Here is a 26648-nt window from a genome sequence, read left to right as displayed (position 1 = left end):
CCGCCTCACAGGACGGTCTTAAAGGTTGTTTGCAGATCCAGTCTATCGGAGCCGGAGCCCCTGGACGTCAGCTCGTGGGGAGCAGCTCCTCGTCGGCGGACTCGTCGATGCGCTTCGCGCGGATCGGGTGGCCGCTGGTCGACAGGCAGCGCCCGGACTTCAGGTCCCACTTCCAGTCGTGCATGCTGCAGGTGAGGATGCCGTCCTCATCCACCGTGCCCGTGCGGGTGAGATCGGCACGCAGGTGCGGGCAGCGCCGCTGCACGACCCACCCGCCGACCTCGGCGTCCTCGGTCTGGTCGGTCTGCTCCTGGTACCAGTTCTCGACGTACTCGATCCGATCGACCGAGAGGCACTTGAGGAAGGTCGTGAGGAACTCGTTGAACTTCCCGCTGCGGCCGACGGAGAACTGCATCGACAGGAAGATCGAGTTCGACCAGTCGATCTCGTGGTCGACGATGTTCGTGGAGACGAGGTCTGCGGGGATCGTGTACCAGTAGATGCACTCCTCCCCCGCGTACTCGCGGACCTTCGCCCTAGGGAAGTCGACCACCATGTCGAGATCGCCGATGCGGAACCGCACGCAGCCGCCGACGCCGAGCCGGATGGTGCGCGACTTCTTGAGCAGCGGCTCCCACCAGGTCTTGATCGCCTCGAGCATCTCCGCGGGCGGGATGATCTCCGCGCGGGACGCCTCCTCGTCGCGGATCTCCTGCTGCCTGCTCGCCCGCTGCTCCTCGAGGTAGTCCCACTTCTCGTCGAAGATGTGGGCGATCTCGGCATCCGAGTACAGCGTCTGTGCGGTCGTGACCTCGCCGCCCTCGACGGTGACGACCGTCCCGGGGATGAACAGCTGGCCGTCGTACTGCGGCGCGAGCTCCTTCATGTGGGCGAGGAACTGCTTCTGATCGGTGAAGATCGACTCGCCGTTCTTGCCGAGCCCGTTGAAGTCGAACAGGTCGTCGCGCAGGAACATGGGGGGACCCGCCATGGGGAAGACGTGCGGGGCGTCGACCTTCTCGATGTAGTACATGGCGCGCTTGTTCTGCGCGTCGCGCTTGAGCTTCGCGAAGTTCTGCTTGGCGTCGAGCGGAAGGTCGTAGACCATCGGCCACCAGATGGCGCCGGAGACCTGCGTAAAGTACGCGTCAGGGGTTCCGAAGTGGAGCAGCTTCTCGAGGTCGAGGGGGTGCGAGTCGTTCTGGTTCAGCATCGATCCCGTGCCGTCGTCGACGCTGAGGGAGGAGTCGCCGATCGGACCGTCGCTGGGGGCGCGGAGCGGAGTGATCATGATCTTGAGCTCCCCGCGCTCGATGATCTCCCCCGCGGGCGCGTAGGTGATGTTCGTGTAGCCGAGAGCGCGGATGTCCTGTTCGAGATCGTCGATCGGGTACTCGGGCAGGAGCACCTCGATGTCTTTGCGGATGTACCGCTCCAGCAGCTTCGGATCGAAGTGGTCGCGGTGCCTGTGCGAGATGTAGAGGAAGTCCGCCTCCCGTCCGAAGTGCTCCCAGTCCAGGGCGCGGTTGTCGGGGAACGGGAACCAGGATCCGAAGAACGAGGGGCCCAGCACGGGGTCGCAGATGATGTTGCCGCCGACCGTCTCGATGAACATTCCCGCGTGGCCGAGTCCCGTGATCCGCATTGCATTCCTCTCGAAGTGAACCCGTAGAGTCTACCGGCGACCGCCTGGACGACCTCGGAGACCGGCCGTGAATACGCACCGCCACCGGCCTCGGCGCGCGTTGCGGACTCGTTACCCAACCCTGACCGGATCGTGATCGAACTCCCTGCTGCACGCCGGTCTCCGCTCACTACCCTGCCCCTATGAACACGACACGGAGACTGCTGACAGCGCTCGTCCTCGCTTCGCTGGCGGGGTTGGGCCTCGCCGGCTGCGCCGCCGGTGGGTCGGGGGGCGCGGAATCGGCCGGCGGAGGTCGGGCCCCGGTGCAGGAGGCGGCGTCATCGAACGAGGTCGAAGAGCCGGACACCGCGGTCGTGATCACCGGACGGATCTCCATCGTCGCCGACGATCCCATCGCCGCGGCGGCGGATGCCACGTCGATCGTGTCGGATGCGGGGGGCCGCGTCAGCGGAAGGACCGAACGCGCCGCCGAGGAGGGCGGACAGGCCAGCGCCGAGCTCACGCTGCGGATCCCGGCCGACGCCATCGAAGAGGTCCGCACCGACCTCGCCGCGCTGGGCGCCGTGAAGGAGACCGCGCTCGAGTCGACCGAGGTGGGCGCGACGCAGCGCGACCTCGATGCCAGGATCACCACTCTTCGCGCCTCCATCGCCCGCTACACGGATTGGCTCGGCACGGCATCCGAGACCTCGGACCTGATCGAGCTGGAGTCGGCGATCGCCGAGCGCCAGAGCGAGCTGGAGGGGCTGGAGGCCCAGTCCCGTTCCCTGGAGGACCAGGTGGCCATGTCGACTATCACGCTAAGCCTCATGTCTGAGTACGTGCCGGTCGAGACCGCCCCGAAGGACTTCGGCGACGCGCTGACGATCGGCTGGGACGGATTCGTCGCCTTCTGGGGCGCGATGCTGATCGGCATCGGCGTGGCACTCCCCTGGCTCGTCCTGCTCGCTGCGATCGCCGCCGTCGTCATCTTGCTGGTCATCCGCAGCCGGCGCCGTCAGGCCGCCAGGCCGCAACCGCCGCGCCCGGCGCCGGACGCCGAGCTGTTCGCGGTCATGGATGACATGCCCGCTCCGCACTGACCCTCTCGGCGGCGGACCTCTGCGGCCCGTCACCGGAACGCGCGATAGCTTGGCCGGATGGAGTTCCGTGCGTTCCACACCTATTCGTCCATCCTGGGGATGGACGTGGCGGTGACCCCACAGGAGCAGAACGGCGACTACGAGTCGGGCGCCGTGCGGATCGACGGCGAGCTCTGGCACCTCCGCACCGCCCGCGTCACCCCGACGAAACCGGGAGCATTCCTCGCCTTCTGGCGGCGCGACGCCGCGGGGAAGACCGCACCGTTCGACGATCAGGACCCTGCGGCGGGCCTGCTCGTGTTCGTGGAGCAGGACGACCGTCGCGGCGTCTTCCGCTTCGCTGCGGCGGACCTCTCCCGACTCGGCATCACGGCAGGGCGCACGTCGGGAAAGCGCGGTTTCCGGGTCTATCCGAGTTGGTGCGCAGGCCTGAACCCCCAGGCCACTGCGACCCAGCGTGCACAGGCCTCCGCGTTCCGGGAGTACTGAGCCGGAGGGTCTATTCGTCGAAGAGACCGCGGATGTCGTCGGCGGTGAGCGACTGCGCGAAGAGCTCGTCGTCGTCCATCACCGCGGTGAAGAGACGCGCCTTGCGCTGCTGGAGCTCCAGCACCTTCTCCTCGATAGTGCCCGACGAGATCATCCGATAGACGAAGACCTGGCTGGTCTGGCCGATGCGGTGCGTGCGGTCGATCGCCTGTTCCTCGGCGGCGGGATTCCACCACGGGTCCAGCAGGAACACGTAGTCGGCCTCGGTGAGCGTCAGTCCGAATCCGCCGGCCTTCAGGCTGATCAGGAACACGGGCTGCTGCCCCGACTTGAATCCGTCGATGACATCCTGGCGACGGCGCGTGGAGCCGTCGAGGTGCGCGTACGGGATGCCGGCCGCATCGAGACGCGCCGCGGCGAGGTCGAGGAACGACGTGAACTGGCTGAAGACCAGGGCACGGTGCCCCTCGGCCTGCAGCTCGACGACGCGTTCGAGCAGGGTGTCGAGCTTGCTCGATCCGATGTGCGCATCGTTCTCATCGATGAGCTCCGGCGCGAGGCTCAGCATCCGCATGAGCGTCAGCGAGCGGAACACGATGAACCGGTTGCGATCGAGGTCGTCCAGCAGACCGAGGACCTTCTGGCGTTCCCGCTGCAGCACGACGTCGTAGAGCGCGCGATGCGCGGGACTCATCTCGACCTCGAGCACCTGCTCCTGCTTCGGGGGCAGATCCGACGCGACGAGCTCCTTCGTGCGGCGGAGCATGAGCGGGCGGATGCGACGGCGCAGCTGGGCGAGCCGGCGCTGGCGGTACTCCCCGCCCTCCTCGTTCTCGGGAACCTTGCCCTTCTCGATCGGCTGGATGTAGCGATCGCGGAACTTCCGCGCCGACGGGAAGAGCCCGGGTGCGGAGAGCTTCAGGAGCGACCAGAGCTCGGAGAGGCTGTTCTCCATCGGGGTGCCGGTGACCGCGTAGGTGACATCGGCGCGGAAGGCCGAGATGGCTCTGTGCAGCTTGGTCTTCGGGTTCTTCACGAACTGCGCCTCGTCGAGGATCAGCCCCGCCCAGTCGACCGAGCCGAACTCCCTCTCATCGAGCCGAGCGACCGTGTACGAGCTCACGACGATGTCGGCGGATGCCGCGGCATCCGCCAGCCGGCCTGTGCGACGCCCGCTCGTGCTGTCGACGATTGCAACCCGCAGCCCGGGAGTGAAGCGCGCAGCCTCGGACTTCCAGGTGCTGAGGACCGAGGTGGGGGCGAGCACGAGGAACGCCCGCTTCTCCCCCTTCTCCTTGGTGTGCTGCACGAAGGTCAGCAGCTGCAGCGTCTTCCCGAGTCCCATGTCATCGGCGAGGATGCCGCCGAGCCGGTGCCTCCAGAGGAACGCCAGCCAGTCGAAGCCCGTCTTCTGGTACGGCCTGAGCTCGGCGTGCAGGCCGGACGGCACCGGCGTCGGTGGCACACCGGTCGCCTGGCGGAGTCCCTCCGCCGTCGAGCGCCAGCTCACCGCCGGCTGGGCCTCGTCGGCCAGGTCCTCGAACTCCTCCCAGAGGTCGGTCTGATAGCGGCTGATCCGCGGACCGGTCTCCCACTCGTCGAGCTCGCCGGCCTCGTCGATCAGCTCCCTGAGCCTGTCGAGCGCCGGATGCGCGAGCGAGAAGTACCCGCCGTCGGAGAGCAGCAGCTTCTTCCTGCCCTTGCTGAGCGCGGTGAAGAGCGGCCCGAAGGGAATGCTCCTGCCGTCGATCGTGACGAGGATCCCGAGGTCGAACCAGTCGGAGTCGGTGGTCTCGAGCGTCGTCACCTTGACCTCGGGGTCTCCCGTCAGCTCCCGGTACTCCTTGCGCGTCCCCGTGGTCGCGACGATGACGCCGACGGCCTCGAACGCGGGGACCACCTGCGCGACGAAGGCCGCGGCGTCGATGTCGTGGAAGGAACCGGTCGGCGCGAAGCGCGTGGTCGAGTGCTCCTGCCAGACGGATTCGAGCAGGGCGCGCTTCTCCGACTCGGCCGCCGGATCGCGCACCGCTGCACTCCCCGCCTCGAAGGGGACCCTGCCGAACCCGCCGTACGACCACTCGAAGGAGTAGCTCACGACATCGCCCCGCTCGAAGGCGAGATTCAGCACCGCCTCCGGCGCCGGGATCTCCGGCAGCGACACCGCGCCGGCCGTGCGGACGGGCACTCGTCTGGCCAGCAGCGGGTAGGCGTTCTCGACGAACGCGGACTCCTCTTCGGCAGGCACCTCGATGGGCAGCCGCGCGCTCAGCAATGCGTGCATCTGCTCGCTGAGCGGCGCCTCGGCGAGGACGATCTCCATCCGACTGCCGATGAGGGTGGCGGAGTACACGCCCGTGCGTCCGATCGGATGCACCTCTGCTGAGGGGACGGCGCGGCCGTCGATCGCCACCTCCGCGGCGACGCGCAGATCACCGCCGTCGGGGCGGGTGATGGACGCAGCCACCTCAGCCCGCTCGGCGAGGCGCACCGTCGCGCTCTTCTGACTCGGCACCAACGGGATGCCCAGCGCCGCCCCGGCACGCAGATGGCCCCACAGCAGCGTCGACTCGATCTGGTCGACGACCAGCCACTCGCCGGCGTTCCCCGAGAGCAGCGAGTCGCGGGAGATGCTGAGCAGGTCGCCGAACCAGCGGTTCTGGACCCTGCCGAACTGCGACACGTCCCTACGCACCACATCCCAGCCCGCGTGCCCCTGGATCCACGAGCCGGTCTGGTGGCTGCGCATCAGCGGACGGATCGCGAGCAGAAGCTCTCCCGACGGCTTGGCGAGATCTCGAGGCGTCGCGGGGCGCACCGCCCTCGGGGCCCAGTGGTTGTCGCCGCGCGACTCGCGGTGGCGCAGCTCGACGCCGAGGGCGAGCGACTGGGTGTGCGCGGCGACCGCTGGGCCGATGAGCGATCGCCACGAGGCTGCGGGAGCCGCGGGAGCCTCCGCAGCGGGCTCCGCGACCGGATCGACGGCCCTCGCCCCCGCCTGCTGGGCGTACTCGTGCACGTTCGACGCGAGCAGCGCGGCCACGACGTGCTTGCACGCCGTGCGGACCGGGCACGAGCAACGCGTGGAGCGGACTCGTCTCTTGCCACCGGACGAGATGAAGGTGACCTCGCACAGGTACTGCGCTCCTGCGCTCCCCTTCACATACGCCTCGAGCTCCTGGCGATCCTCGTGCCAGATCAGATCGAGGACGTTGCCCTCACGGAAGTACGCCAGTCCGCGCGTATAGCCTCCCGCATCCGTGATCTGCATGAGATCTCGGAGATCGACGTGAGGTGCGGGCATGCCAGCATCCTTCCCGCTGCGTCGGACAATGCGGACGCAGCGACTCGGGCGGCGACTCAGGCGGCGCGAGCCACCCTGGCGAGGACTCCGTGCACGAACGCGCCGGAGTCGTCGGTCGAGAACTCCTTGGCGAGCTCGACGGCCTCGTCGATCGCGACGGCCGTGGGCACCTGGTCGTTGTAGAGGATCTCCCACACGCCGATGCGCAGCAGAGCGCGATCGACGGCCGGCATCCGCTCGAGCTTCCAGTCCCGGCTGTGCGTGGTGATGTGCTCGTCGATCTCGTCGCGGTGATCGATGATCCCGTCGACGATCTCGCGGGCGTACAGCCACGACGCCTCACGGGCCGGCTCGCTCGCCGCGCGCTTGGCCTCGGCGGCCAGTGCCACGGAGACCTCGTCTCCGCGCACGTCGGCGGAGAACATGATGTCGAGTGCGCGCTTGCGCGCCTTCGTCCGAGCGCTCACGCCTTACTTCTCGCGACCGAGGTAGTCACCCGTGCGGGTGTCGACCTTGACCTTGGTTCCGGTCTCGAGGAACAGCGGCACCTGGATCTCGTAGCCGGTCTCCAGCGTCGCGGGCTTGGTGCCGGCGGAGGAGCGGTCGCCCTGCAGGCCGGGCTCGGTGTAGGTCACCTCGAGGATGACGGATGCCGGGAGGTCGAGGTACAGCGGGTTGCCGTTGTTCAGCGCGATCGTGACCTGCTGGTTCTCGAGCAGGAAGTTCTTCGCGTCGCCGACGGTGGCCGAGCCGACCGTGATCTGATCGAAGTCGGTCTGGTCCATGAAGACGTAGCCGTCGCCGTCCGTGTACAGGTACGTGTAGTCGCGGCGGTCGACGTTCTCGATCTCGACCTTGGAACCGGCGTTGAACGTCTTGTCGACGACCTTGCCCGTGAGGACGTTCTTGAGCTTGGTGCGCACGAACGCGCCGCCCTTGCCGGGCTTGACGTGCTGGAACTCGACGACGCTCCAGAGCTGGCCCTCCAGGTTGAGGACGATGCCGTTCTTGATGTCTGCGGTAGATGCCATGCGCTGAGAGTTCCGTTCGTGGTGTGAAGTTCGCGGGTGGCCGGGCTTGGTCGAAGCGCGAGCCGACAGTCGATTCTACGGGATGAGCGCTGCGAGCTCCCGCACGGCGTCGGCGTAGCCGTCCACGCCTCGGCCGACCACCCGCACCGCCGCGACGTCGTCGAGGTAGGAGTGGTGCCGGAACTCCTCGCGGGCATACACATCGGAGATGTGCACCTCGGCGAACGGCAGACCGACGCCGGTGAGGGCGTCGCGGAGCGAGACGGACGTGTGCGTGAGGCCGCCGGGATTGATCACGATGCCGGCGCAGTCCTCGCGCGCGGCGTGGATGGCGTCGATGAGCACGCCCTCGTGGTTGCTCTGGAGCGCGCGCAGGTCGAAGCCGACCTCGGCGGCGGCCTCTGCCGAGAGCCGCTCGACGTCGGCGAGGGTGGCCGAACCGTAGATGCCCGGCTCACGGGTGCCGAGGAGGTTGAGGTTCGGCCCGTTGACCAGGAGCAGACGGCGCGGTGCGCTCACGCCCCGACCTCCTGGTACGCGGCGAACAGCAGCGACTCGTCGGGCGCCTGCAGCACGGTCGGCTTGCCGATCTCGTCGAGGACGATGAAGCGCAGCATCCCCCCTCGGGTCTTCTTGTCGCGCTGCATGGTGGCGAGCAGCTGCTTCCATGCCCCCGAACGGTAGGTCGTCGGGAGCCCCAGCGACTCCAGCACGGTGCGATGGCGCTCGGCGGAGTCGTCTGACAGCCGTCCGGCGAGCCGCGACAGCTCGGCCGCGTACATCATGCCCACGGAGATCGCGGCGCCATGACGCCACTTGTAGCGCTCCGCGTGCTCGATCGCGTGCCCGAGGGTGTGCCCGTAATTGAGGATCTCGCGCTGACCCGCCTCGCGGAAGTCGTCGGTGACGACCCTGGCCTTCATGTCGATCGCGAGCTCGACCGCCCTGCGGAACTCCGGGGTCGTGGTGTCGACGGCGCGCGACGGATCGGCCTCGATGATGTCGAGGATCTCCGGCGCCCAGATGAACCCGGCCTTCACGACCTCGGCGTAGCCGGCGGTCGCCTCGTTCGCACTCAGACTGCCGAGCTCGTCGAGGTCGCCGATCACCGTGCTCGGCGCCCAGAACGCGCCGACGAGGTTCTTGCCCTCGGCGGTGTTGATCCCGGTCTTCCCGCCGACCGAGGCATCGACCAGGCCCAGAACGGTCGTCGGCACCTGCACGACCTGCACGCCGCGCAGCCAGGTCGCGGCCACGAAGCCCGCGAGGTCGGTGACCGCTCCCCCGCCGTAGCCGATCACCGCGTCCGTGCGGGTGAAGTCAGCCTGCCCCATGACCTGCCAGCAGAAGGCCGCCACCTCGATGCGCTTGCCCTGCTCGGCGTCGGGGACCTCGGCGAGCAGCACCTCGCGCGGCCCGTTCGCCGTGTCGGCGAGCAGGCGATCGCGCAGCTCTGCGGCCCGCGCGGCGAGCGTGGGCGGATGCACCACGAGGACCTTCCGCACGGCCGGGTCGAGCGCCGCCGAGACGCTGTCGAGGATGCCCCGTCCGATGAGGATGTCGTAGGGGTCGTCGCCCGTGACGCTGATGGTCGTCGTGCTCATCGCTGTTCTCTCCTCCATGCGGCGATATCGTCCGCGATCCTCTGCATCGGACGACGCGACGTGTCGAAGGTCGCCGATGCCACTTCTTCATACAGACCCCGGCGCTGCTCGAAGATCTGTCTCCACCGCTGCACGGGGTCGTCTCCGGCCAGCAGGGGCCGCCCCCCGCCGGTGATCCGGTCTGCGACCGCCTCCGCACTCACGGTCAGGTAGACCACCTGATGCGTGCGCAGGAGCTGCCGCGTGGCCGCGTCCGTCACCGCACCGCCGCCGAGGGAGACGACGCCGCCCTCGTCGAGCGCCGTCGCGACCGCCTCACGTTCGAGAGCCCGGAAATGCGCCTCCCCGTGCTCGGAGAAGATCGCCGGTATCGGTCCGTGCACGGCTGCGATGCGCTTGTCGGTGTCGATGAACGCGACCCCCAGCGCGCGCGCGACCCGTCGACCGACGCTGGTCTTGCCGGCCCCCATCGGGCCGACCAGCACCAGCGTCAGAGGATCAGCCGCGCTCGTCATGCGCGATGAGCGCCGCCTCGGATGCGGGAGTCGTCCGCAGCTCGGCCGGGATGCTCTCCAGGTACGAGTCGAGGTTGCGCCGGGTCTCGCGGATGCTGTCGCCGCCGAACTTCTCGAGCACGGCGTTCGCGAGCTCGACCGCCACCATCGCCTCCGCGACCACGCCGGCCGCGGGAACCGCGCAGACGTCGGAACGCTGGTGGTGGGCGGTGGCGTCCTCGCCCGTGGCGACGTCGATCGTGCGCAGCGCGTGCGGGACGGTCGCGATCGGCTTCATGCCCGCGCGGACGCGGAGGACGGTGCCGGTCGACATCCCACCCTCGGTGCCGCCGGCCCGGTCGGAGCCTCGGGAGATGCCGTCCGCGGTCGCGAACAGCTCGTCGTGAGCCGCGGATCCGCGGCGGCGGGTGGTCTCGAAGCCGTCGCCGACCTCCACGCCCTTGATCGCCTGGATGCTCATCAGCGCCTGGGCGAGTCGCGCGTCGAGGCGACGGTCCCAGTGCACGTGCGAGCCGAGCCCCGGCGGGAGGCCGTAGGCGAGCACCTCGACGATGCCGCCGAGGGTGTCGCCGTCCTTCTTGGCGTCGTCGACCTCGGCGACCATCAGCGCAGAGGTCGCGGGGTCGAAGCAGCGCAGCGGATCGGCATCGAGCGCCTGGACGTCGTCGGGCGTCGGCAGCGGCGAGCCCGAGGGCACCTGCACAGGGCCGATCGAGAGCGTGTGGCTGACCAGGCGGATGCCGAGCTCGCCGAGAAAGGACCGGGCGATGGCGCCCAGCGCGACGCGGGCGGCGGTCTCCCTGGCGCTGGCGCGCTCGAGGATCGGACGCGCCTCGTCGAAGTCGTACTTCTGCATGCCGACGAGGTCGGCGTGCCCGGGTCGCGGACGCGTGAGCGGGGCGCTGCGGCCGCGGGACTTGTCGGTGAGCTCGACGGGCTCGGGGTTCATGACCTCGATCCACTTCGGCCACTCCGTGTTGCCGATGCGCAGCGCGATCGGGCTGCCGAGGGTCTTGCCGTGCCGCACTCCGCCGGAGATCGTCAGCTCGTCCTGCTCGAACTTCATGCGCGAGCCGCGGCCGTAGCCGAGCTTGCGACGGGCGAGGTCGGCCTGGATGGCCTCGGACGACACCGGGACGCCGGAGGGCAGACCCTCCATGACGGCAATGAGTTCTGGGCCGTGCGATTCGCCGGCCGTGAGCACGCGGAGCATTGCTCTAGTCTCCCACGCGTTTCGACCCGCTCCGCGCCGCATGTCGCCGAGAGGCTAGAGCGCGGCGCGCATCGCGGCGACGACGTCCTGCTCATCCGGCAGCGGGACACCGGGATCGCCGTGCACGAAGACGCGGATCTGCCGCACGGCCTGATGCAGCAGCATGCCCAGACCGGGAATGGCCGGCGCCTCGCCCCAGTTCGTCGCGAGAGCCGACGGCCACGGCGCGTACGCCACGTCGAACAGCGCACCGCCGGCCGCGGCGAGCGGCGCCACGACGTCCCCGGGCAGCGCGGTGCCGCCCGGCAACGACGACACCGTCAACTCGACGGCATCCGCCGTCTCCGTGAACGGGAGCACCGTCACCTCCACGCCCAACCGCGCACCCAGCTCGCGAAGGCTCGACGCGCTCTCGGGCCGACGGGCCCGCACGTCCGCCGATCGCGCGCCCATGTCCGCGACGGCGACGAGTGCGGATGCCGCCGTCGCCCCGGCGCCGAGCAGCCGAACGCGCTCGACGGTCGTGATCCCGCTCTCGCCGAGCGCGTCGATGATGCCACCGACGTCGGTGTTGAACGCGTGGACCGTGTCGCCCAGCGTCAGCGTGTTCGCGACTCCCGTGAGCTCGGCGTGCGCGTCGCGGACGTCGGCGATCCGATACGCCTCGTCCTTCAACGGCATCGTCAGCGACAGTCCCCGCCAGGAGTCGTCGAGGGAGCGGACCGCACCCGCGAACTCGCCCTCCGTCACCCGGCGACGGTCGTACGACCAGTCGAGCCCGAGGACGCCGTACGCCGCAGCGTGCAGCTGAGGGGACTTCGAATGGGCGATGGGGTCACCCCACACCGCCAGACGGGTTCGGCTCACTAGCTGCAGCCGCCGTCGGGGTTCGCCTTGCACCAGGCGTCCCACTTCTCGATCGCCGCCTGGTGCTCCTCGTACGTCGTGGAGAACACCGTCTCCCCCGTCGCGAGGTTGATCGTCACGAAGTAGAGCCACGGCCCGTCAGCGGGGTGCATGGCGGCGTCGATCGCGGCGTCGCTCGAACTCGCGATCGGCGTCACGGGAAGCCCCGTGTTGACGTACGTGTTCCACGGGTTCGGGTCCTTGAGCGCCTCGGCCGAGCTCGACACCACTCCCTCGTGCAGGGAGCCGTATCCGTACTGCGCCGTCGAGTCCATCTGCAGCTTCATGTCGATGTCGAGGCGGTTCTGGATGACCCGCGACACCTTGGCGAAGTCGTCCGTGCGGCCCTCGCGCTGGATGATCGAGGCGATGGTGAGGATGCGTTCGGCATCCGCATCCGGCACGCCAGCCTTCGTCAGGGACTCGCGGGTGCGGTCGACCATGCGCTGGATGACCTGGACCGGCGTCACACCCGGATCGAAGGTGTACACGGCGGGGAAGAGCCAGCCTTCGAGGCTCTGGGCGCTGACGCCGTACGCCGATGGATCGGCGACCGCGGCCTGCAGATCGGCCAGAGGGAAGCCCAGCGACTCCGAGATCCCCGGCAGGATCGAGGCGATCGTCCCGCCCTCGTTCACCCCGACGGTGTTCTCGAGCTTGTTCTCCGGGTTCTTCAGCGCCTCCAGGGCGTCGGCGGCCGTCATCTTCTCCTGCAGACGGTAGATGCCCGGGTAGAAGGTGACGGCGATGTTCTCGTCGACGAGGTAGTCGTAGAACACGTCCTTCGTGCGGGTGACCCCGGCTTCGAAGAGCGCGGCCGAGACCGGCTTCCCGGTGTCTCCGTCATGGATGGTGACCATGGCCTCGCCCGAGGCGAGCCCGGGCTCCCAGTCCTTGGGGTCGCCCCAGCCCATGATCTCGTTGATCTTGTCGCCGTAGGTGTTCATCGCCCAGACTCCCCCGGCGACGACGCCGCCGATGAGCGCCAGGACGATGATGAGCGCGACCAGGCATCCGGTGCGGCGCTTCTTCTTGGGCGCTGCCCGGTGATCGTCCTCGTCGACGTGGTGGAAGAGGTCTTCGAGTCCGCCGCCCGCGGGCTTGTCGGGGGCCGATGCGGGAACGACGGGAGACACCGGGGTCGGGGCGAGCGGCTCCTGCGCCGCGGATCGCGCCGCAGCGGACTCCTGGGCCACTGCCGCCGGCGTGGCATCAGCCGATGCCACAGGCGGGCCGCTCGGAGCTGACCCGGTCGATGCGAGGAGCGCTTCGGCCGCAGGCGCGGGGCCGGGGGCCGCAGGCTGCTCCCCTGCCGGGCCGTTCGACGCGGTGGGTGCACCGGAGGATGCGGCTTCGCGGGCGGCACGACGGGATCCGGGGGCGGGAGGGGTGTTGTCCACCGTCGGGATCTGGTGCGTCGGCGCGGGGAGATTCTCGAACAGCTCGCCGAGGCGCGCTTCCGGATCGTGCTGGGGGGCGGCACTCTCACGTTCGGGCATGATCAGTGGGACTCCTCGTCGAACGGAATCGCGGCACCGGGCGCTTTCCCCGTGCTCTTCTCCGTGTCGATCGCCTGCTGCAGAAGCACCACGGCGGCGACCTGATCCACAATGCTACGAGAGTTCTTCTGATTTCTCCCCGAAGAACGGAGCGCGGCGTGTGCGGACACGGTGCTCAGACGCTCGTCGACGAGACGCACCGTGGTGCCCGTCCGCCTCTGCAGCGCCTCGGCGAACTCCCTCGCATCCGTCGTGGATGCGGTGTCTGCGCCCTGCATGTTCACGGGCAGACCGACCACGAACTCGAGCGGCTCGTACTCGGCGGCGATCTCGGCGATCCTGTCGATCGACGTCTCCGAGCGCGGCACGGTCTCGACGGGGACGGCGAGCATGCCGTCGGGATCGCACCTGGCGACCCCGACGCGCGCCTTGCCGACGTCGATGCCGATCCGCACTCCGCGGCGGAACCCGCTCACGCTGCGTGCAGCTCCTGGGAGACGGCGTCGAGAGCCGCGGGCAGAGCCGCGGCATCCGTTCCACCGCCCTGGGCGACGTCATCGCGACCGCCGCCTCCGCCTCCGAGCACCCCGGCGGCGCGCTTCGCGAGCACCCCGGCCTTGGCTCCGGACACGCGAGCCGCGTCGTTGGTGGCGACGACCACGACGGGGCGGCCGTTCACGACCGCGCCGAGCGCGACGACGGCAGCATCCGACCCCAGGCGATCGCGGACCCCGAGCACGAGATCGCGCAGATCGTCGGCAGAGGCCAGCTCCCCGAGCGACTGCGATGCGAGCAGGAAATCGCCCACGCGGGCGGCGGCATCGGCGATCGCCGGAACCTGACCGGCGCGCTCCTTCGCCTCGAACTGGGCGATGCGCTTCTCTGCGGCCTTCAGGCTCGCCGACAGGTCGGCGATGCGCTCCGGCAGCTGCTCACGCGGCGTCTTCAGCGAGGCGCTCAGCTGCGACACGAGAGCGCGCTCTGCTGCGAGCTCGCGGAACGCGTCCTGACCAACGAGAGCCTCGATGCGGCGGTTGGAGGCGCCGACCGACGACTCCCCGACGATGCTGACCAGCCCGATCTCGGCGCTGGAGCTCACGTGCGTGCCGGCGCACAGCTCACGCGACCACGGGCCGCCGATGTCGACCATGCGCACGACGTCGCCGTACTTCTCGCCGAACAGCGCCATGGCGCCGGCCTCCTTGGCCTCATCCAGCGAGACGATGCGGGTGGTGACCTCGAGCGCGTCCTGCACGGCGCGATTCGTGATCTCCTCGATCTCGGTGCGGGTCTCCGCGGAGAGCGCCTGCGACCACGCGAAGTCGAAGCGCATGTAGCCGGCGCGGTTCAGGGAGCCCGCCTGGGTCGCGGTCTTGCCGAGGGTGTCACGCAGAGCGGCGTGCACGAGGTGCGTGGCGGAGTGCGCCTGGCGTGCCGCGCGACGGTTCGCGGCGTCCACCACGGTCGTCGCCGCATCGTCCACCGCCACGGAGCCGCGGCTCACCTCGACCGTGTGGCTGATGAGCCCGGGAACCGGACGCTGGACGTCGAGGACCTCGAGCTCGTACCCCGGTCCGACGATCGTCCCCTTGTCGGCGACCTGGCCGCCCGACTCGGCGTACAGCGTGGTCTCCGACAGCACGACCTCGGCGATCTGGCCCTCCGCTGCGCTCTTCACCGGCTGCCCGTCGACGAGGATGCCCAGGATGCGGGACTCCACCTCGAGCGCGGTGTAGCCGTCGAAACCGGTCTCGCCGAGCGAGCGGAGCTCGCGGTACACCGAGACGTCCGCCAGCTGGCGCTTGCGGTTGCGGGCATCGGCCTTCGCACGCTGGCGCTGCTCCTGCATGAGCCCGTCGAACGCGGTGCGGTCCACATCGAGCCCCGCCTCCTCGGCGACCTCGAGGGTGAGGTCGATCGGGAAGCCGTAGGTGTCGTGCAGCAGGAAGGCCTCGGTGCCGCTGAGGGTCGTGCCGCCGCCCTTCTTCGTCTCGTCGAGCGCCAGGTCCAGGATCGTCGAGCCCTGGGCGAGCGTGCGGCGGAACGTCTCCTCCTCCGCGAACGCGGATGCCGACAGCGTCGACCAGTCCTGCTCCAGCACGGGGTACGCGGACTTCATGGCGTCGCGAGAGGTCGCGAAGAGCTCAGGGAAGACCGGCTCATCGACGCCGAGCAGCCGCATCGAGCGCACCGTGCGGCGCATCAGCCGACGCAGGATGTACCCGCGGCCCTCGTTCGACGGACGCACGCCGTCGGAGAGCAGCATGAGCGAGGAGCGCACGTGATCCGCGACGACACGGAAGCGGACGTCGTCCTCGTGCACGGAGCCGTACGTGCGGCCGGAGAGCTCGACCGCACGGTCGAGCACCGGGCGCACCTGATCGGTCTCGTACATGTTCTCGACGCCCTGCTTGAGGAACGCGACGCGCTCGAGCCCCATGCCGGTGTCGATGTTCTTCATCGGCAGCTCGCCCACGATGTCGAACTCGGTCTTGCCGCGGATGTTCTCGATGAAGTCCTGCATGAACACGAGGTTCCAGATCTCCAGGAACCTCGAGTCGTCGGCCGCCGGTCCGCCGTCCTTGCCGTAGGCGGGGCCGCGATCGAAGAAGATCTCGCTGTCGGGTCCGCCGGGGCCGGGCTGACCGGTGTTCCAGTAGTTGTCCGCGCGGCCCAGACGCTGGATGCGCTCGGGCTTCAGGCCGATGATGTCGCGCCAGATCGCCTCCGCCTCGTCATCGGTCTCGTAGACGGTGACCCAGAGGTCCTTCTCGTCGAAACCGAGGCCGCCGTCGGCCTCAGACGAGGTCAGCAGCTCCCACGCGTAGCGGATCGCGCCCTCTTTGAAGTAGTCGCCGAACGACCAGTTGCCGAGCATCTGGAAGAACGTGCCGTGGCGTGCCGTGCGGCCGACCTCTTCGATGTCGTTGGTGCGGATGCACTTCTGCAGATCCGCGATGCGGGGATGCGGCGCGGGGACGACGCCCGTGAGATACGGGATCATCGGCACCATGCCGGCGACGGTGAAGAGCAGAGACGGGTCGTCGCTGACCAGCGAAGCCGACGGGACGATGAGGTGGTCGTTCTTCTCGAAGAAATCGAGATAGCGCTGCGCGATCTCCGCAGTTTTCATAGCTGTGCCGGGTGTCCTTGCGTGTGAAGGGAGGGGAAGGGTGCCGCGTGGTGGAGCGCGGGTCTCAGTCGTCGGCCGGCTCGGTGAGCCGTGCCTCCTGCTCGCGGTACGCGTCGCCGATGATCGCCGTGAACTCGTTGATCCGGGCGTCGACCTCGGCGAGGATGTCGTGGCCGCGCGGGTCCTTGTTCATGAAGTGGGCCGCGACGAAGCCGCCGATCACGCCGATCAGGAACCACAGCACGTTCTTCATGTCGTCATCCTTGCCATTAGACCCGCGAAGGCGCGGTCATCCCATCGTATGCGCAAACGACAGGAGGCGTCGGGTGACCCCGACGCCTCCTGTGTGAGAAACGCTGTATCAGCGAGCTGCGTAGTACTCGACGACGAGCTGCACTTCACAGGTCACGGGGACCTCGGCGCGCTTCGGGCGACGGACCAGGCGCGACTGGAGCTTGTCGAGCTCGACCTCGAGGTAGCCGGGAACGGGAGGCAGGACCTCGGCGTGACCGCCGGCTGCTGCGACCTGGAAGGGCTCGGTGCCCTCGCTCTTGGCCTTGACGTGGATGAGCTGACCCGGCTTCACGCGGAACGACGGGCGGTCGACGAGCTGGCCGTCGACGAGGATGTGACGGTGCACGACGAGCTGACGAGCCTGCGCGGTGGTGCGGGCGAAGCCCGAACGCAGCACGAGGGCGTCGAGACGCATCTCGAGGAGCTCGACCAGGTTCTCACCGGTCAGACCCTCCTGGCGGCGAGCCTCGTTGAAGGTGTTGCGCATCTGCTTCTCGCGGATGCCGTACTGCTCGCGCAGACGCTGCTTCTCACGCAGACGGACGGCGTAGTCGCTGTCGGCCTTGCGCTTCGTGCGGCCGTGCTCACCCGGAGCGTAGGGACGCTTCTCGAGGTAGCGGGCGGCCTTCGGGGTGAGGGCCACGCCGAGGGCGCGGCTGAGACGGACCTTGCGGCGGTCCTGGGACTTCGTGGTCACGAAGCTGTCCTTCCGATGACGCGGTCGCGACTTTCGCGACTCGCGGACGTATCGCCCGCGTTCTGCCTTGGAGCGCACGCCGGGGCGCCAGCAAGGTGGGGTGTGAACGAGGAGATGCCCGAAAACTCGGTTTCGAGCCGATCAAGTCTAACAGATCGCCGATCACTCCCGCGGAACACCGGGGTTCCCCGCATCCTCCATCGGCTCGACGCTCCGCCGAGGACCGGGACCGCCCACGGTGAGCCAGACGATCGCAGCCACGAGGGCGAGCAGCGCGCCCGCGGCGCCAGGAGCCAGATACCCCTGCGTGAGCACCCAGCCGACGGCGACGACGAGCAGCAGGGTGCACAATGCCGCCGCCCACAGCGGCATGACGCGCGCCTTCTCCGTCGGCCACCGCTTCTCGATGGGCGGGACGACGACGCAGAACACCCCGATCACGACGATGATCGCGATGAGCCAGGGGATGCGGGTGAGCCACCACTCCGGCGTCAGCACGGTCGGGAACGGCAGACCGAACGCGAGCTGCCCGCCCACGACCACGGCCATCGCGACGGTGTGCCAGAGATAGATCACCATGCCGTACAGCCCCAGCGCGCCGATGACGACGAGGACGGACCGTCTGCGCATGAGGGCGCGGATCGCCGGTTGCAGCAGGGTGAACAGATAGACCTGGGCGAGCCCGAGCAGAAGGAGGAGCACGGTCGGCGGATTCAGGTTGGCGATCATGTCCGGGTCGTACCCCATGCCGAAGACCGCGATGCACATGAGCCCGTAGGCGACTGCCGCCAGCACGAGGAGCAGCCACCGCGGACGGCGGGAGTACCACTGGTCCCGCACCCCGAAGCCCAGCTGCTGCACGAACAGCCAGAGGAAGAGCCAGTTCAGCGCGCCGATAGGCAGCCCCAGATACCGTCCGGCGAGGTCCACCGCCACGACGAGAGCCGCGAGCGAGAGATAGGTCGCCCAGGCGGCATGGCGATGGAACCACGCCATCAGCGGCACGAAAGAGGTGCAGATCGCATAGACCGCGATGAACCACAGCGGCTCGGCCAGGCGGAACGCGAAGGTGCGCAGGAACTCCGGATCCACCCCGCTCGCCGCCATCACGCCGATCACGACCAGCACCCCGAGCATCGCCAGCAGCACGGGCCGGGCGAGACGCAGCGCGCGCACGCGGATGTACTCCCCCGCTGTCTCCCCGCGATGACGCAGCCGACGCCACGTGGTGATGCCGGCGAACCCGCCGGCGATGAAGAAGGTGGGCATGATCATGCCCACCCAGGTCAGCCCGGCCAGCGGGGTCCATTCCGCCAGCGCGTTGAAGGCGCGGAGAGGATCCCCGTCGATGCCCATCTGCAGCGCATGCAGCAGCACGACGACGGGCAGGCAGATCGCGCGGACGAAGTCGATCGAGAGATCGCGATCGGGAGGGATGCGGGTGAGTCTGCCTGGCACGAGCCCACTGTAGAGGGAAGGCGGCGCGGGACCGCGGATGCAGCTCCGCTCAGCGATCCCCGAGGATCTTGCGGATCCGCTCCAGACGCGCGGAGATGTCGCGCTCCGCGCCGAGGTTCTTGGGCTCGTAGTACCGTCGCCCGTCGAGCTCGTCCGGCAGGTACTGCTGCGGGAGGATGCCGTACTCGCTGTCGTGCGGATACACGTAGCCCTTGCCGTGCCCGAGACGCTTCGCCCCGGGGTAGTGCGCGTCTCTGAGATGCAGCGGCACCCGGCCGAAGCCGCCTGAACGGATGTCGGCGATCGCCGCGTCGATGCCGACGTACGCGGCGTTGGACTTCGCCGTCGTCGCGAGGTAGACGGTCGCCTCCGCGAGCGGGATGCGCCCCTCCGGCATGCCGATGAAGGCGACGGCGTCTGCGGCCGCGACGGCGATCACCAGGGCCTGCGGGTCGGCGAGGCCGACGTCTTCCGACGCCGAGATCACGAGCCGCCTGGCGATGAAGCGCGGGTCCTCCCCCGCCTCGATCATCCGTGCGAGGTAGTGGAGCGCGGCATCCGGATCCGATCCTCTGATCGACTTGATGAACGCGCTGATCACGTCGTAGTGCTCATCGCCCTGCCGGTCGTAGCGGAGCAGCGCCTTGTCGACGGCCTGCGCCACGTCGTCGGCGGTGACCACGGGAACGCCGTCGGCGTCGCCGTCGCTCTCGCCGTGGGACAGCGCCACCGCTGCCGCGGCCTCCAGCCCGGTGAGAGCACGCCTGGCGTCGCCGGATGCGAGCCGCACCAGCGCCGAGCGCGCCTCGTCGGAGAGGGAGACGCCGCCGTTCAGTCCGCGCGCGTCGGCGACCGCCCTGTCGACGAGCACGCCGATGTCGTCGTCGGTGAGCGGCTGCAGCGTCAGCAGCAGGGATCGGGAGAGCAGTGGCGAGATGACCGAGAACGACGGGTTCTCGGTCGTCGCGGCGATGAGGATGACCCACCCGTTCTCGACGCCGGGCAGGAGGGCGTCCTGCTGGGCCTTGGTGAACCGGTGGATCTCATCGAGGAAGAGGATCGTCGTCTGGCCGTAGAGGTCGCGCTGGGTGATCGCCTCCTGCATGACCTCCCGCACGTCCTTCACGCCGGCCGTGATCGCCGAGAGCTCGACGAACCGGCGACCGGACGAGCGCGCGATCGCCTGCGCCAGGGTCGTCTTGCCGGTGCCCGGCGGCCCCCACAGGATGATCGACACGGCTCCGGGCGAGGTCGCCGCGGGATCGGCGAGGGCGACGATCGGCGACCCCGCTCTGAGCAGGTGCTTCTGACCGGCGACCTCGGCGAGCGAGACGGGTCGCATGCGCACGGCGAGGGGCGTCTGCCCTGAGAGCAGTGCGGCAGCGGATGTCATGCTCTCCAGGCTAATGCGGGAGAGGGACACTCGCGGCGATAGGCTCTCAGGCGACGTCGTCGATTCACGTCCAGTAAGGGAGCACGGCATGGTGGCACGCGGTTCGAAGAGCGCACAGACACGCGCCCAGGCGGAGCGCGCCCGGTTGCATGCGGCGCGCGGCGCCTGGCACGACGGCCAGATCCGCCGTCGGGTGCGCGACAACACGATCGCCGGCGTCGTCGGAGGACTCGTCGTCGCCGCGGCCATCGCCAGCCAGTTCGTGCACGCGCAGGTGACCGCCCCCGAGCCGACCCACACCCCGACGTCGACGGTCTCCCCCACGGATGCACCGACCGTGCAGCCCTCGCAGGAGCCCACGCCCGCGGAGACCCCGGCGGAGTGACCGACGACCTCACACCCGCCGCCGCGCGGTGTGAGCGGATCGCACCACGGATGTAACGCCTCGGGCGTCTGTCCGAAACGCGTATGCACGAGTGTGGGCACAGCGAGTGATCCGCTCGCCTCGATCCTCGTGGAGGTCCGCCCATGTCATACGCCACGCCCGCAGAGCTCGTCACCCTGATGGTGGATGCCGGCGCCTACAAGCTCCGTCTTTCCACCCGCGACACCCTCATCCGCGCCTTCATGGGTGCGGCCGTGCTCACCCTCGGCGCCGCCTTCGCCGTCACCGTCTCGACGCAGACCGGGCAGCCGCTCCTCGGCGCTCTCCTGTTCCCCATCGGCTTCGTGCTTCTCTACCTCCTCGGCTACGACCTGCTCACGGGGGTGTTCACTCTGGCCCCGCTCGCCGTCCTCGACCGTCGCCCCGGAGCGACGGTCACCGCCGTCCTGCGCAACTGGGGACTGGTCTTCCTCGGCAACTTCGCCGGCGCGCTCCTGGTCGCGCTGCTCATGGCGATCTACTTCACCTACGGCTTCTCGGCCGATCCGAGCCCGGTCGGCCTCGCGATCGGCGAGATCGGACACGGTCGAACGGTCGGCTACGCGGAGCACGGCGCCGCCGGCATGCTGACCCTCTTCATCCGAGGAGTCCTGTGCAACTGGATGGTGTCGACGGCGGTGATCATGTCGATGGTCTCCAAGACCGTGCTCGGCAAGATCGTCGCGATGTGGCTTCCGATCACCCTGTTCTTCTACATGGGATTCGAGCACTCCATCGTGAACATGTTCCTGTTCCCCTCCGGGTTGCTCCTCGGCGCCGACTTCACGATCATGGACTATCTCGTGTGGAACGAGATCCCGACCGTCGTGGGCAACCTCGTCGGAGGGCTCCTCCTCGCGGGCCTCCCGCTCTACCTCACCTACGGGAGGACGGCCGCAGCCCGATCGATCCGCGCCCAGCGCGCCGAACGCGAGCGCCGCGCGCCGCGCACCGCACCGGAGCGCGCACCCGAGGTCGTCGGAGCGATCTGAGCGCCTCAACGACGATGGCCCGGAGCATGCAGCTCCGGGCCATCGTCGTCGTGTTCAGCGGTCGCTGACGGCGAGGCGATAGCCGCGCTTGACGACCGTCTGGATGAGATCCGTCCCGCCCACTGCTTCACGGAGTCGCGCGATCGCGACTTCCACGGCGTGGGGATTGCGCTCGCCTCCGGGCAGTGCGTTCCCGAGGTCCGCCCTGGTGAGCACCCGGCCACCGGCATCGGCCAGTGCCTCCAGGAGCGCCGATCCCGTGCGCGACAGCGCGATGAAGCGCCCGTCGATGAGCGCACCGCTGCTGCGCACCTCCACGCGGCCGACGTCCGTGACAAGCGACGGCGCCCGACCGCCCCCGAAGTGAGAGATCACGGTCCGCGCGAGGGAGCCGAGTCGACCCCGTTCGGCGATCGTGAGCGGAAGGCCCGCTTCCTTCAAGGGGATCGCGGTCACCGGCCCCACCGCAGCCAGCAGCAGCCGCCCGGCCTCCGCGCGTCGACGGATCCGGTCGAGCGCCCCTGCCTCGGCAGCGACGGCGAGCCATGAGGCCGTTCCGGGGGCGGATGTGAAGAGCACGGCATCCGCCTCACCGGAGGCTGCCTGCAGCGTGGAGCGGCGCACGACCTCGGGGTTCGGCGGCGGGCCCCAGCGGTACACCGTGATGCTGATGACTTCGGCGCCCGCGCCCTCCAGGAGCTCGTCGAGACCGTCCGCACCCGCACCGTGGTGCTGCACGACGATGCGCTTGCCCGACACGCCCGACGCAAGCAGGTACTCCCCCACCTCCGCTGACGTCTCGGACTCAGCGACCCAGTCCGCGGAGAATCCCGCCTGCTGGATCGCGCCGTGCGCCTTGGGCCCCCGCGCGACGAAGTGCGCGCCGTCGAGCGCGGCGTCCAGTCGCTCATCGACGCCGTGCTCGTGGGCGGCGTCCATCCAGCCTCGGAAGCCGACACCGGTCGTCACGACCACGATGTCCGGAGGTGCGGCGACGAGCCGCTCCGTGCGGAGCAGCAGCTCCTCGTCGTCGGCGTTGGGCACGATGCTGAGCGCGGGCGCCCGGTGCACGGCGGCGCCGCGGCGCTCGAGGGCGGACGCCAGGTCCGCGGAGCGTCGATCGGCGGCGACGACGATCGTGCAGCCGGCGAGTGCGTGTTCGAGCGGACGCGTCGGACTCACGCTGTACCTGTGGAGATCAGATCGGCGGGGAGCAGGAGGTCCGCCCGCGCGACCTGACCGAACACGATCACCGCGGGGTTGGTCACACGTGCGTCCTCGGCCTGTCTCACCACGTCTCCCAGTGTGCACCGGATCGTCCGCTGACGATCCGTGAGCCCGTTCTCGACGACGGCGACGGGCGTCGCCGCATCGACCCCGAAGTCGAGGGCGGTCGAGACGATGCGCGGAAGGGCCGACACGCCCATGAGCACCACGGTCGTGACTGCGGGATCGGCCATCGACGCAAGCGTGCTGTGCGTGATCTCGCCCTGACCGTTCACCACGTGGAGCGCCGAGGCGACGCCGCGATGGGTGACCGGGATGCCCGCGGCCTGTGGGACGGAGATCACGCTGCTCACTCCCGGAGTGACGCTCACGGGGACGCCTGCCACCTGACACGCGATGACCTCCTCGCCGCCGCGTCCGAAAACGAAGGGGTCACCGCCCTTGAGGCGCACGACCCTGCTCCCCGCCTTCGCATGCGCCACGAGCAGCGCGTTGATCTCCTCCTGCGGCACCGGATGGTGCCCCGGTCGCTTGCCGACGTCGATCACCGTGACATCAGGGTCGATCTCGGCACGCAGCTCGTCGAACGGTCCCAGGCGGTCGGCGACGATCACGTCGGCCTCCTGGAGCAGCCGGTACCCGCGGAGCGTCATCAGGTACGCGGGGCCGGGGCCGCCTCCGACCAGATCGACCCGTCCCACACGCCGCCGCTTCACCGGGGCACCTCGACGAAGACGTCGCCCTCGATGACCCGCACCGGCCAGACCCGCAGACCGGACTGCGCCCCGTCCTGGACGACCTCTCTCCCCTGGGCGTCGAGGCACTCACCCGTGGCGAGATCGAACACCTGCTTGTGCAGCGGGGAGGCGACGGTGTCCGCGTCCCCCCGAGTGCCCACGATCCCTCTCGCGATCACCTGGGCGCCGGTGAACGGGTCGAGGTTGTCGACGGCGCGCACCGATCCATCCCGCAGCCGGAAGAGCGCGACCTGGAGGTCGTCGACCAGGGCGGCGCGTCCGCGCTCCACCTCGAGGTCGTCGAGCCCGCACACCCGGATGCTCTCCCGCACCGCAGGCGAGGTCATCGGCGCACCTCCAGAGCGGTGCCGGCGATGAGGACTCCGCCGCGCTTCTCCGCCGCCGTCGCCGGGCGGATCTGCCCTCGCTCCGCGACAAAGGCGAGCGAGGGGTCCGGAGTGTCAGCCGCGTTCACGAACGATCGGAACCTGGCGAGCTTCTCGGGGTCGCGCAGTGTCGCCGCCCACTCGTCCTCGTACCGGTCGACGTGCTGAGCCATCGCTTCGTCGAGGTCGCGGCAGATGCCGAGCGCATCGTCGAAGATGACGGAGCGCAGCGTGTCGAGCCCGCCCTCGAGCTCGTCGAGCCAGGGCGCCGTGCGCTGCAGTCGATCGGCCGTGCGGATGTAGTACATGAAGAACCTGTCGATCGCGCGGATCAGCCCGTCGTCGTCCAGATCGGAGGCGAGCAGCTGCGCGTGCTTCGGAGCGAATCCGCCGTTGCCGCCCACGTACATGTTCCAGCCGGTCTCGGTCGCGATGACGCCGACGTCCTTCCCTCGCGCCTCCGCGCACTCGCGAGCGCATCCGGAGACCCCCAGCTTGAGCTTGTGCGGCGCTCGGAGGCCCCGGTAGCGCAGCTCGAGCCGCACGGCCATCCCCACGGAATCGAGCACTCCGTAGCGGCACCAGGTCGATCCGACGCAGGACTTCACCGTGCGCAGGGACTTACCGTACGCGTGCCCCGACTCGAATCCCGCATCCACCAGCCGCTCCCAGATGAGCGGGAGCTGTTCGAGACGGGCGCCGAACATGTCGATGCGCTGGCCGCCCGTGATCTTCGTGTAGAGGGCGAAGTCCTTCGCGATGCCGCCGATCGCCAACAGACCGTCCGGCGTCACCTCGCCGCCCGGCATGCGAGGCACCACCGAGTAGGTGCCGTCCTTCTGCATGTTCGCCATGACGTGGTCGTTGGTGTCCTGCAGCGTGGCGTTCTCGCCGTCGAGGACGTGCGATCCGACGAGGACCGAGAGGATGCTCGCGATCGCCGGCTTGCAGATGTCGCACCCGCGCCCTCGTCCGAAGCGCTCGACGATCGAGCTGAACGTGCTCAGCCCGGATACCCTCACCGCGTCGAAGAGCTGCGCCCGCGACAGCTCGAAGTGCTCGCACAGCGCGTGGGAGACCGTCTGACCCAGCGCGACGAGCTCCTGTCCGACCAGCTTCTTCACCATCAGGGCGCACGAGCCGCACGTGGCGCCCGCCTTGGTGCAGACCTTGACGGCGGCGGCATCCCGACACCCCTCCTCGTGCACGGCGCTCCGGATGCGCCCGGCGGTCACGTTCGCGCACGAGCACACGACCGCCTCGTCGGGGAGGGCCGCTCGCGCGGGCTCGTCGCCGTTCTCCGGCAGCAGGTAGGCGGCAGGGTCAGCACCCAGACGCGCGCCGACCAGCGGACGCAACGCTCCGTATGCGGACGCGTCGCCGACGAGGATGCCGCCGAGCAGGGTCTGGGCGTCGTCCGAGAGGACGAGCTTCTTGTACACGCCCGCCACCGGGTCTGCGTAGACGACGTCGAGCGCATCGGGCGTCGTCGCCATGGCGTCGCCGAAGCTCGCCACGTCCACGCCCGAGAGCTTGAGTTTGGACGAGTCGTCGTATCCGGGGAACGCCGCCTCTCCTCCGAGCAGACCGGTCGCCGCGACCTCGGCCATCGCGTACCCGGGCGCCACGAGCCCGACGCAGCGCCCCTCGTAGTTGGCGACCTCGCCGATAGCGAGGATGTTCTGGTCGGATGTCGTGCATCGATCGTCGATGAGCACACCGCCGCGAGGGTCCACCCGCAGCCCCCCGTTGCGGGCGAGCTCGTCGCGCGGACGCACTCCGACGGTGAAGATCACGACGTCGGCGCGCAGGAACGAGCCGTCCTGGAACTCCAGAGCGGTCACCGCTCCCGATTCATCGGGGTCGATTCGGGTCGTGCGGGCCTCCGTCCGCACCGTGATGCCGCGGGCCTCCAGGAGCCGACGCAGCATGGAGGCGCCGACCGCGTCGAGCTGCTGGGACATGAGCCGATCGGAGTACTGCACCACCGTGACGTCGACGTCCATCCCCTGCAGCGCACCTGCCGCCTCGAGGCCGAGCAGTCCGCCCCCGATCACGGTGCCGCGAAGCGGGCGCCCGAGCATGCCTGCGCGTCGCGACACGAACTCCTGCAGCCGCTGCATGTCGTCGAGCGTGCGATACACGAAGCATCCGGGCAGGTCCGCCCCGTCGACCGCCACCCTCGCGGCGTACGAGCCGGTGGCGAGCACCAGGGTGTCGTACCGAAGCACGCGCCGGGATCGCGTCGTCACCGTCTGCGCGGCGCGATCGAGCCGCAGCACGCGGTCATCCCTCACGAGCTCGACGCGATCGTCGTCGAACACGGATCGGTCGAGTTCGAGATCCTCTGGCCCCGCGCCGGAGAAGAAGCCGCTCAGTCCGACCCGGTCGTAGGGATGCCGCCCCTCGTCGCCGAGCACGGTCACGCGCATCGCGGCATCCGTCCTGCTGAGCAGACTCTCCACGAACCGATGCGCGACCATGCCGGCCCCGACGACGACGATCTCGGGGGTTACGGGGGCGATGTCGTCCATGGATCTCCTGTCGACGCGGGGACTGTCGTGCTGGCGACGATAGGAGCGCGGTGTTTCCCGGAGGTGATGCGCCGTGTTTCGC

24 protein-coding genes are annotated in these 26648 nt (G+C 69.3%); 4 read left to right on the top strand and 20 right to left on the bottom strand.

Going from position 1 to position 26648, the window contains the following annotated elements; translation table 11 throughout:
* Positions 1-67: 67 nt before the first annotated feature.
* Positions 68-1645 carry a Rieske 2Fe-2S domain-containing protein gene (locus MRBLWH10_RS06940; protein ID WP_341942133.1) on the bottom strand — a complete coding sequence of 526 codons (1578 nt, stop codon included), beginning with the start codon at positions 1643-1645 and terminating at the stop codon, positions 68-70.
* A 182-nt stretch (positions 1646-1827) separates the two neighbouring features.
* Between MRBLWH10_RS06940 and MRBLWH10_RS06935 the strand changes: the two genes are divergently transcribed.
* Positions 1828-2730, top strand: coding sequence for a DUF4349 domain-containing protein (locus MRBLWH10_RS06935; protein WP_341942132.1), 903 nt, complete (start codon positions 1828-1830; stop codon positions 2728-2730).
* A gap of 57 nt (positions 2731-2787) precedes the next feature.
* A complete protein-coding gene (locus MRBLWH10_RS06930) occupies positions 2788-3219 on the top strand; it encodes a MepB family protein (RefSeq protein WP_341942131.1) in 432 nt (143 codons plus the stop codon).
* Between the two features lie 10 nt (positions 3220-3229).
* On the opposite strand, the gene MRBLWH10_RS06925 is transcribed toward MRBLWH10_RS06930, so the two are convergent.
* From MRBLWH10_RS06925 to MRBLWH10_RS06855, 15 genes are all read right to left on the bottom strand, one after another.
* Positions 3230-6523: an SNF2-related protein gene (locus MRBLWH10_RS06925; protein WP_341942130.1), complete on the bottom strand. Its 3294-nt coding sequence runs from the start codon at positions 6521-6523 to the stop codon at positions 3230-3232.
* A gap of 56 nt (positions 6524-6579) precedes the next feature.
* The gene (gene nusB / locus MRBLWH10_RS06920) at positions 6580-6990 is read right to left on the bottom strand and encodes a transcription antitermination factor NusB (RefSeq protein WP_105676323.1); all 411 of its coding nucleotides are present in this window, start codon (positions 6988-6990) and stop codon (positions 6580-6582) included.
* Positions 6991-6993: 3 nt separating this feature from the next.
* A complete protein-coding gene (gene efp / locus MRBLWH10_RS06915; protein WP_105676325.1) occupies positions 6994-7554 on the bottom strand; it encodes an elongation factor P in 561 nt (186 codons plus the stop codon).
* Positions 7555-7629: 75 nt separating this feature from the next.
* Complete coding sequence (locus tag MRBLWH10_RS06910) at positions 7630-8073, bottom strand: type II 3-dehydroquinate dehydratase (RefSeq protein ID WP_341942129.1); 444 nt, start codon at positions 8071-8073, stop codon at positions 7630-7632.
* Positions 8070-9158 (bottom strand): 3-dehydroquinate synthase, encoded by a 1089-nt coding sequence (aroB, locus tag MRBLWH10_RS06905; protein ID WP_341942128.1) that lies wholly within the window; start codon positions 9156-9158, stop codon positions 8070-8072. The genes MRBLWH10_RS06910 and aroB overlap by 4 nt, the downstream gene beginning before the upstream one ends.
* Positions 9155-9673, bottom strand: coding sequence for a shikimate kinase (locus MRBLWH10_RS06900; protein WP_341942127.1), 519 nt, complete (start codon positions 9671-9673; stop codon positions 9155-9157). The genes aroB and MRBLWH10_RS06900 overlap by 4 nt, the downstream gene beginning before the upstream one ends.
* Complete coding sequence (gene aroC, locus MRBLWH10_RS06895) at positions 9657-10886, bottom strand: chorismate synthase (protein ID WP_341942126.1); 1230 nt, start codon at positions 10884-10886, stop codon at positions 9657-9659. Before aroC ends, MRBLWH10_RS06900 begins: the two co-directional genes overlap by 17 nt.
* A 54-nt stretch (positions 10887-10940) precedes the next feature.
* Entirely contained in the window at positions 10941-11753 is an 813-nt protein-coding gene (locus MRBLWH10_RS06890; RefSeq protein WP_341942125.1) for a shikimate dehydrogenase, read from the bottom strand.
* Positions 11753-13291, bottom strand: coding sequence for an endolytic transglycosylase MltG (gene mltG / locus MRBLWH10_RS06885; protein ID WP_341942124.1), 1539 nt, complete (start codon positions 13289-13291; stop codon positions 11753-11755). Before mltG ends, MRBLWH10_RS06890 begins: the two co-directional genes overlap by 1 nt.
* 2 nt (positions 13292-13293) lie before the next feature.
* Positions 13294-13767, bottom strand: a complete 474-nt coding sequence (gene ruvX / locus MRBLWH10_RS06880) for a Holliday junction resolvase RuvX (RefSeq protein WP_105676335.1) — start codon at positions 13765-13767, stop codon at positions 13294-13296.
* Positions 13764-16424, bottom strand: coding sequence for an alanine--tRNA ligase (gene alaS / locus MRBLWH10_RS06875; RefSeq protein ID WP_341942123.1), 2661 nt, complete (start codon positions 16422-16424; stop codon positions 13764-13766). The genes ruvX and alaS overlap by 4 nt, the downstream gene beginning before the upstream one ends.
* A 64-nt stretch (positions 16425-16488) precedes the next feature.
* On the bottom strand, positions 16489-16677 hold the full coding sequence (locus MRBLWH10_RS06870) for a hypothetical protein (RefSeq protein ID WP_105676339.1): 189 nt from the start codon (positions 16675-16677) through the stop codon (positions 16489-16491).
* Positions 16678-16785: 108 nt separating this feature from the next.
* Complete coding sequence (rpsD, locus tag MRBLWH10_RS06865; protein WP_052674772.1) at positions 16786-17415, bottom strand: 30S ribosomal protein S4; 630 nt, start codon at positions 17413-17415, stop codon at positions 16786-16788.
* 162 nt (positions 17416-17577) lie between these two features.
* Positions 17578-18873: an acyltransferase gene (locus MRBLWH10_RS06860; RefSeq protein WP_341942122.1), complete on the bottom strand. Its 1296-nt coding sequence runs from the start codon at positions 18871-18873 to the stop codon at positions 17578-17580.
* 49 nt (positions 18874-18922) lie between these two features.
* On the bottom strand, positions 18923-20266 hold the full coding sequence (locus tag MRBLWH10_RS06855) for a replication-associated recombination protein A (protein WP_341942121.1): 1344 nt from the start codon (positions 20264-20266) through the stop codon (positions 18923-18925).
* Between the two features lie 88 nt (positions 20267-20354).
* On the opposite strand from MRBLWH10_RS06855, the gene MRBLWH10_RS06850 reads away from it, so the two are divergent.
* A complete protein-coding gene (locus tag MRBLWH10_RS06850) occupies positions 20355-20651 on the top strand; it encodes a hypothetical protein (RefSeq protein WP_341942120.1) in 297 nt (98 codons plus the stop codon).
* A gap of 143 nt (positions 20652-20794) precedes the next feature.
* Entirely contained in the window at positions 20795-21682 is an 888-nt protein-coding gene (locus MRBLWH10_RS06845; RefSeq protein WP_341942119.1) for a formate/nitrite transporter family protein, read from the top strand.
* 54 nt (positions 21683-21736) lie between these two features.
* Here MRBLWH10_RS06845 and MRBLWH10_RS06840 read toward each other — a convergent pair whose 3' ends face one another.
* From MRBLWH10_RS06840 to nirB, 4 genes are read right to left on the bottom strand one after another with little or no spacing between them, the layout of a single operon-like run.
* A complete protein-coding gene (locus tag MRBLWH10_RS06840; RefSeq protein WP_341942118.1) occupies positions 21737-22864 on the bottom strand; it encodes a uroporphyrinogen-III synthase in 1128 nt (375 codons plus the stop codon).
* A complete protein-coding gene (gene cobA, locus MRBLWH10_RS06835) occupies positions 22861-23625 on the bottom strand; it encodes a uroporphyrinogen-III C-methyltransferase (protein ID WP_341942117.1) in 765 nt (254 codons plus the stop codon). Before cobA ends, MRBLWH10_RS06840 begins: the two co-directional genes overlap by 4 nt.
* A complete protein-coding gene (gene nirD, locus MRBLWH10_RS06830; protein WP_341942116.1) occupies positions 23622-23993 on the bottom strand; it encodes a nitrite reductase small subunit NirD in 372 nt (123 codons plus the stop codon). Before nirD ends, cobA begins: the two co-directional genes overlap by 4 nt.
* Positions 23990-26566: a nitrite reductase large subunit NirB gene (gene nirB / locus MRBLWH10_RS06825; protein ID WP_341942115.1), complete on the bottom strand. Its 2577-nt coding sequence runs from the start codon at positions 26564-26566 to the stop codon at positions 23990-23992. Before nirB ends, nirD begins: the two co-directional genes overlap by 4 nt.
* Positions 26567-26648: the final 82 nt, after the last annotated feature.

Origin of the sequence: Microbacterium sp. LWH10-1.2 (genome assembly GCF_038397765.1) — a bacterium.
In the GTDB taxonomy this organism is placed as follows: Bacteria; Actinomycetota; Actinomycetes; order Actinomycetales; family Microbacteriaceae; genus Microbacterium; species Microbacterium natoriense.
Note: the sequence above shows the minus strand (reverse complement) of the source record. Positions and strands in the feature narration are given on the sequence as shown.